The sequence below is a fragment of the Turicimonas muris genome, assembly GCF_002221595.1.
GTDB classification, from domain to species: Bacteria; Pseudomonadota; Gammaproteobacteria; order Burkholderiales; family Burkholderiaceae_F; genus Turicimonas; species Turicimonas muris.
Map to the genome: position 1 here is coordinate 1 of NZ_NHMP01000018.1, position 6,775 is coordinate 6,775.

Below are 6,775 nucleotides of genomic sequence, written 5' to 3' on the forward strand. Positions count from 1 at the left end.
CTGTTCCCAAGTGTTTAGAAAATTTAGGAGTTCCAATGCCATTTTTCTTTGCTTTCCAGCGGATTTGATTAGCCAGAATTGTCGGCTTGCTTTATAACTTTTTTGTGTCGTATCTTGACGCTTAATTGGTTAAGTTATCTTCATTAAAGAAGTTCCTAAAAACAATTTTTCCAACTCTGAGACTCCTGCTGGGATAACTCCTTTAATTGAACAATCCGAGAAGGCCTCCATCCAAGGCTTAGAGGTAGGCACAAGAAATTCCTCTATAGCACGCTCTGTGGGATGGGTGGATGGAGGCCTGCAGGAACCGGAAAATCCGTTGCCAGTCGCGAGATGCTGCTTTCAATGCTGTGTACAAATACACCTGAGCACCTCAGATTAATCATTGTTGACACCAAAATTGTGGAATATGCCGATTTCGACGGCATTCCTCATCTTTGCCAACCGATATGCGCCGGAGTAGATAGTGCTATGCGTTCTCTGGCTTGGCTGGCTTCTGAAATAGAGAGAAGGGAACATCTGAAAAATGCCATAGATATGAATTCTCTGAGATATCTGCATAAACGATTGTTCGGGTGTTATCGGCGTGGAAAACCGATCAAGCTCCCGCCGGGTACACACGAGATTTTTCCAGATATAGTTGTTGTCATTGATGAATTTTCCGATTTGCTTCATTTTTACGGAAAAGAAGCTGAGGAATTGCTCGTAAAAATTATGATAGAAGGTAGCCGGGTGGAAATTCGTGTAATTTTGGCTACGTCGATTATCAATCGGAAAGAGATTCCTTTTTCTATAAGATGCTGCTGTTACTCGATTATTTGCTTTCAGACTCCTGGTGCTGGCGCCTCTAAAGAAATATTGGGGAAAAATAGTACTGAAAAATTATCCAGGCCTGGCGATATGCTCTGCAGTATTCGGGACTTGCCGCTTCTCCGTGTTCAAGGTGCACGTGTGTCAATGAATGAAGTTATTCGAGTCACTGATTTTTGGAAATCGCATTGCTGAGATTCGGCGTTCTAGCATCCTCCCTTGGAATTAGCAGCGGTTAAAACCATGAAAGAGACGATTTCCAGGACTTCTTCGCTAAAAGTCTCTATCTGTCCATTTTTGATGTCAAAATCACAGACAAACTTTTGCACTGTGAAAATCGATCATGGCTAGAACCGAATACGGCACGACTTGGTGGGGCAAACAATGGCTCTCTGCTTTAAGCAATATTGACTATGAGAACAGAATTCCGAGAGGCAAGAGCTACGCTAATACCGGCAAAGTCCTCTCCGTTAAAATAGATCCCGCCAGAAGAGTCATCAAGGCACGCGTAAAAGGCCATTATGATCCGTATTATCGCGTTCGTATTAAATTGCCGTCCTTTTCAGAAAATCAAGTTAAAAAACTGATTAAACAAATCGCTAACTCTCCTCTTGTGTTGGTCAAACTGGCTTCCAGACAGCTGGATCCGAAGGTTTTGAATATCTGTGAAAAGCTGGGTATCCACTTGTTTCCGACGAGCTGGCATGACTTAGAAATGGAGTGCAGTTGCCCGGACTATGCCGTGCCGTGTAAACATATAGCGGCCGTCATGTATGTTTTGAGTAAGGAGATCGATAGTAATCCCTTTATTCTTTTTACACTTCGCGGAATTGACCTCATCAAAGAATTGGAAAAAGAAGGGATTCACATAAAGCGCGCTAAAAAAGCTGAACTTCCGAGCTGGCAAAACCTTTTGACTCGGCAAAATCCAATTGAACAAGCTCAAAAAACAGACGCCTTCGATGTTTCTACGCCGGAAGGCAGAGCAAGTTGGCTTGAGAATCTAAACAAGCTTACTTTTGCTAAGTTTAATTTTGATCCGGAATCCATCCTCAAAGTACTCCCGGAAAAACCTGCAGGATACATTCATGGTGATTTAAGAGCCTTGACAGGAAAAGTCATGCGGGAAGCCGGCAAAATAGCCGATCAGCAGATTCGGAATATTTCAGAGCGCACGGCTCCAACCTTTTCCGGTGAGCACGAAATGATTTGCGTCAATACGTGGGGACAGACGCGCGTGAGCGAAGCTCTGTCTTGGCAAGAATATGACCTCGGGAAAAAAGGTCTGGTTCAAAGATATGTGGGAGCTAAACGCGAAGACGGAACTCAGGTGTATTACCACGAAATGTTTTCCGGTTTTCTAAACCATAAGCGGCTCTCTTCTACACCGGAGACGATAGAGGCACTTTACGACGCATGGATGATTGCCTCTAAGCTGGTGGCTGCAGGCGCCATTGTCCCTACGATTTATCAGCCGGTTCCGGAATGTTTTGCAGTGAAATGGGTCCCGGCCGTATCCGAACAAATGATCGGCGAGCTAGTGGGGCGCCTTGGCTTCTTGCTCAAAGGTTTAGATCCGAAAGAGTTTGAAATTCTTAAAGCTCCTGAAGCCGTTGACAATCAAGTTCTTGGTGAAATTGTTCTTGGAGGTTTCATTCAAAGCTATATTGAAAAGGCTTTTTCCACTTTAATCGGCACTGGTAAAGACATTTACGAACAAGCGGCGTTGTTCGGCGGCGAATTTATTGATGTGGAAGATGATCCGGAGGCGTCAGCTTCTCGACTTCGGCTTACGGACTGGTTAAGTTCTTTGACCATCGCTCGCGAAGAACTTCGGCCCGTACTCACCATTAAAGATCTAATCGCAGACGAAAATAAAGCGGAAACAACGAAAGAAGCCTTCGAAAGATCGATTTCGATTGAGTTAGGTTTCAATCTAGAGCAATCGAAAGGACGGCAGAAAAGCCTTGATTACTTCACTTTCAAGGACTTCATGACGAAAGAAGAACTGGGACAATATAAGTTTGACGCTATGAAGATTTCTTCTAAGTTGTCCGATCACTGTCCCGAACTTTATGCTTTGTTGAGAGATACAAGGGCACAGACTCAACTGACGATGGAAGAGCTGACGCCGCTTGTTTTTGACTCGTTGCCTGCCCTTTCTCTTCTCGGCGTTTCTTTGGTGCTTCCGAAGTCACTTCAGACACTTTTGAAACCTGCCGTTAAACTTGAACTTGAGCTTCCTGAAGAGTGGGAAGAAAGTACTGGATTGCTGGGATTGGCTTCTTTGTTGGATTTCGATTGGAAAATGGCCGTCGGAAATCGGAAAATTTCCCAACAAGAAGAATCCGAACTTTTTAAGCAGGCAGGGAAGATCGTTCGATTTCATGACGAATTCTTATTCGTGGATCCGGTGCAAATTGCACAAATCAAGAAGAAGCTTGCCGGGAAGAATACCGAACTCAATACTATGGGCCTAATTCGTGCAATCCTTTCGGGACACACGGAAGATTCTGATGTTGTGCTGGGAGAATCTGTCAAAAAAGCCTTGGCTAAACTGTTCAAAGATTCGGAAGCTCCTCTTCCAGCCACGATAAACGCTAAGCTGCGCGACTATCAGGAAAGAGGCTATCGTTGGATGCTCCGAAATATGAAGATCGGTGTCGGCTCTATTCTTGCTGATGATATGGGCTTAGGAAAGACGTTGCAGGTATTGTCGGTTTTGGAAAGCATGCGCTCAAGAGATGAGTTCAAAAATAGGCCTGCGCTTGTAGTAGTTCCCACCACGCTGCTGACAAACTGGATCAGAGAAGCCCAAAAGTTCACTCCTCAACTCAAGATTCTTCCTTTTTATGGTCCCCAACGAGTTTTTCAGGAAGATGCCGATGTGATTTTGACCACATATGGAACGCTCAGAAGAGCTCCGGAGATTAAGAAAAAAGAATTTAAGCTTTTAGTGTTAGATGAGGCGCAAGCCATAAAGAATCACAAAACCTCGACCTGGAAGACGGTGCGCGGTTTGAAGGCCGATCACTGTATCGCGATGAGCGGTACGCCGGTTGAAAATCGTCTTCTGGAGTATTGGGCCATCATGGAAGCCGCCAACCCGGGCTTACTTGGCGTTGAGCGCAAATTCAAGAAAGAGTATGCCGATCCTATTGAAGTGAGCCATAACCAGGCTGTAGCAGATCAGTTTAAGAGGCTTACCGAGCCGTTCATCTTGCGGCGCCTGAAGTCAGATAAAAGTATCATCAAAGATCTTCCCGACAAAATCGTCAAAGATGATTATTGCGTACTCACACCTGAACAGGCTGCGCTTTATCAAGAAACCGTAGATAAAAATCTGGCATTAATTAACGAAGGCATGGACCGGTTTGAACGGTCTGCTCTCGTGATCCAGATGATTATGCAGCTCAAGCAAATTTGCAATGCACCGATCCAATTTGAAAAGTCTTCTCCTTTCAAAGGTCCGGAGTATTCCGGGAAAATGGAGCGATTATTCGCGATACTGGACGATTTGTTTGAGGCAGATAAAAAGGTTCTCATCTTCACTCAGTTCCGGCAAATGGGACATTTGCTCGAGCAATGGCTGAAAGAACGTTACGGAGAGGAGCCGCAATTTATTCACGGCGGATTGAGCGTGAAGCAGCGCCAAGAATTGGTAGATTCTTTCCAAAACGATCGCAGCCGCCGCATGATGATCTTGTCATTGAAGGCAGCTGGCACCGGTCTCAATCTTACAGCGGCTTCTGCTGTAATTCATTTTGATCTATGGTGGAATCCGGCTGTTGAAAATCAAGCGACAGACCGAGCTTATCGCATCGGACAAAAGAAGAACGTCACCGTTTACCGCTTCATTACCGCGAACTCTTTTGAAGAAAAAATTAATACTTTGATTGAAAGTAAAAAGGCACTTGCGGAAATGACGGTCGCCACAGGCGAGCATTGGATCACGGAGCTGGATAATAAACAGCTTGAAGAAATCTTCACGCTTAGCGAGAACCTTAGCGCCCAGTAATTTCCCAAGACTCCTTCCTTCTGTTGGTTTCTCCGAGAACGGAGATTGGTTCAAGAAATTCAAACCATTAATGGTTCGAACCGGAGAAAAAGATGGAAGAGCAAGGTCAGTTTAACCTTGATCCGCTCTGGCAGTTGCGGAATCAAAGAAAGAACGGAGGTTTTTGGGCGTAACGATGGAAATAGGACAGTTCGGAAATTTTTCTTGAAATTTTCTTGTGGAAGAGGTCGAGGAGATCTTGTCCGAAAGCTTGCACTCAAAAGCCCTGTAAGGCTTAGCGTCTCTAATTTCAAGAAAATCAACTTCTGAAACTTTCGTATTTGCCGTGGCTTTGGTTCTCCAAAAATATTGAGTTGCGAAAGTTTTTTCGTAGTCGTTATGTTTGAGCATCTCCATGAAAAAGAAGTTCTCAAACAACGCTCCGGCGTCATGTCTAGAAGAAAAGGTCGAAAAGTCTTCGAGTACTGCATTGCGGATACCGTTGTCGACAAAATATATTTTTTTGCCTTTTTTCAATTCGCTGACTGTGCCGCTACTGTACGAGGGGCACCGTCTAATGATGAAGCATTGCTCCAAAAGGTCTAGATATTCGACGATTGTCGTTTTTGAAATTCCGGTTTCTCTGGAGAGATTGTCGTAATTTACCTCACTGCCGATCTGACTGGCCAAAAGCTTGGTCAGATGCATGATCTGCTCCGGTTTGCGGACTATCGAAGTTGCAAAGATGTCCTTATAGAGCATGGTTTCAAGGTATTCCATCAGACTTTCTCTTGCGCCTCTTGGATCCGTGACAACGGAAGGAAACATGCCGAATACCATCAAATTGCCAAGTCTCTCTTCTACTAGAGCCCAAGAGTCGTACTTTGCTAACTCACCGATAGAGAGTGGCCAGAGTCGATAGCTCTTAATTCGGCCGAGAGCCGACTCCTTTATGTCGCTGGCTAAGTCCAGAGCGGAGGAGCCGGATAGAAAAATCTTCGTTCCCCAAGATTTATGGATGTTTCGGTCAACCAAAATTTTCACTTTGAGACCGATGTCTGGAATTCGCTGAGCTTCGTCAATCACGATGGTTTTGGCCGAGCTAAGCAGAGCGTCAACATCAGCCTCTGTTTTTAGATTCAAAGCCTCGATCCCGCTGTACAGATCTCCCACGATCCATCTTGAGCGTTGGATGTCGACAATTTGATTCAGCAGCGTGGTCTTGCCTGCTCCGCAAGGCCCAAATATGGCTACCGCTTTGGGAGTAGTAGAAGAGGCAACACTTTCAGCGATTTCTCTTTCAATCATTATAGTGACGAAAATATAGACATTTTCGATAATAATACTAACGAAAATATATATATTTCCAGATATTATCCTGACGAATTTATCAGACCGACCCGTAAAACACCGTACTTTAGGACGGTGATATAAGGGTCGAATATAATAATTTTTTCAGTCAGGCGTATTCTGTTGTTCAATATACTGTTTGATAATAGAAATAGGTGCACCCCCACAACTTGCAGCAAAATAAGAAGGAGCTCAGAGAGCATCCCCCCATAACATGCTAAGAATGGAGGGATATTTCTTTTTTCGAATAAGACGGCTCGATACTTTCTTTCAGAGAATTGACTGAACGAGATATAGAGACTTTAGGTGGGTAAGTAATTAACAAATGAACGTGATATTTTTCGCCATCAAACACTACTAAGTCAGCTTCAAAATCATTACAAACTGAGGGAAAAATTATTTTCAGTGCGTCTAATATCTGTTTGGTAAATACGTATCGTGTGTACTTTGTGGCAAAGACCAAATGAATATGCAAATTCAAAAGACATTATCTGTCGTATCTGATATTAGTATCTAAGCCCATGACCAAATTTTAATTTGCCAAGGAAGTCAGGAAACAAAGATGCAGATAAGACGAGCTTTTAGATTTGAATTGTGCCCTAGTGGTGCCCAAGCTCG

At 44.0% G+C, this 6,775-nt stretch carries 3 protein-coding genes and 1 pseudogene; 2 read left to right on the top strand and 2 right to left on the bottom strand.

Annotation, left to right across the window (positions count from 1 at the left end; genetic code table 11):
- The first annotated feature begins 282 nt into the window (after positions 1-282).
- Positions 283-1,005 (top strand): FtsK/SpoIIIE domain-containing protein, encoded by a 723-nt coding sequence (locus ADH67_RS13120; protein ID WP_066595472.1) that lies wholly within the window; start codon positions 283-285, stop codon positions 1,003-1,005.
- Positions 1,006-1,153: 148 nt separating this feature from the next.
- Entirely contained in the window at positions 1,154-4,828 is a 3,675-nt protein-coding gene (locus ADH67_RS13125) for a DEAD/DEAH box helicase (protein WP_066595470.1), read from the top strand.
- 111 nt (positions 4,829-4,939) lie between these two features.
- Here the strand turns inward: ADH67_RS13125 and ADH67_RS13130 are convergent, their stop codons facing one another.
- Positions 4,940-6,115 carry an ATP-binding protein gene (locus ADH67_RS13130; protein WP_066595468.1) on the bottom strand — a complete coding sequence of 392 codons (1,176 nt, stop codon included), beginning with the start codon at positions 6,113-6,115 and terminating at the stop codon, positions 4,940-4,942.
- Positions 6,116-6,262: 147 nt separating this feature from the next.
- A pseudogene (gene tnpA, locus ADH67_RS13135) lies at positions 6,263-6,638 on the bottom strand (IS200/IS605 family transposase).
- Positions 6,639-6,775: the final 137 nt, after the last annotated feature.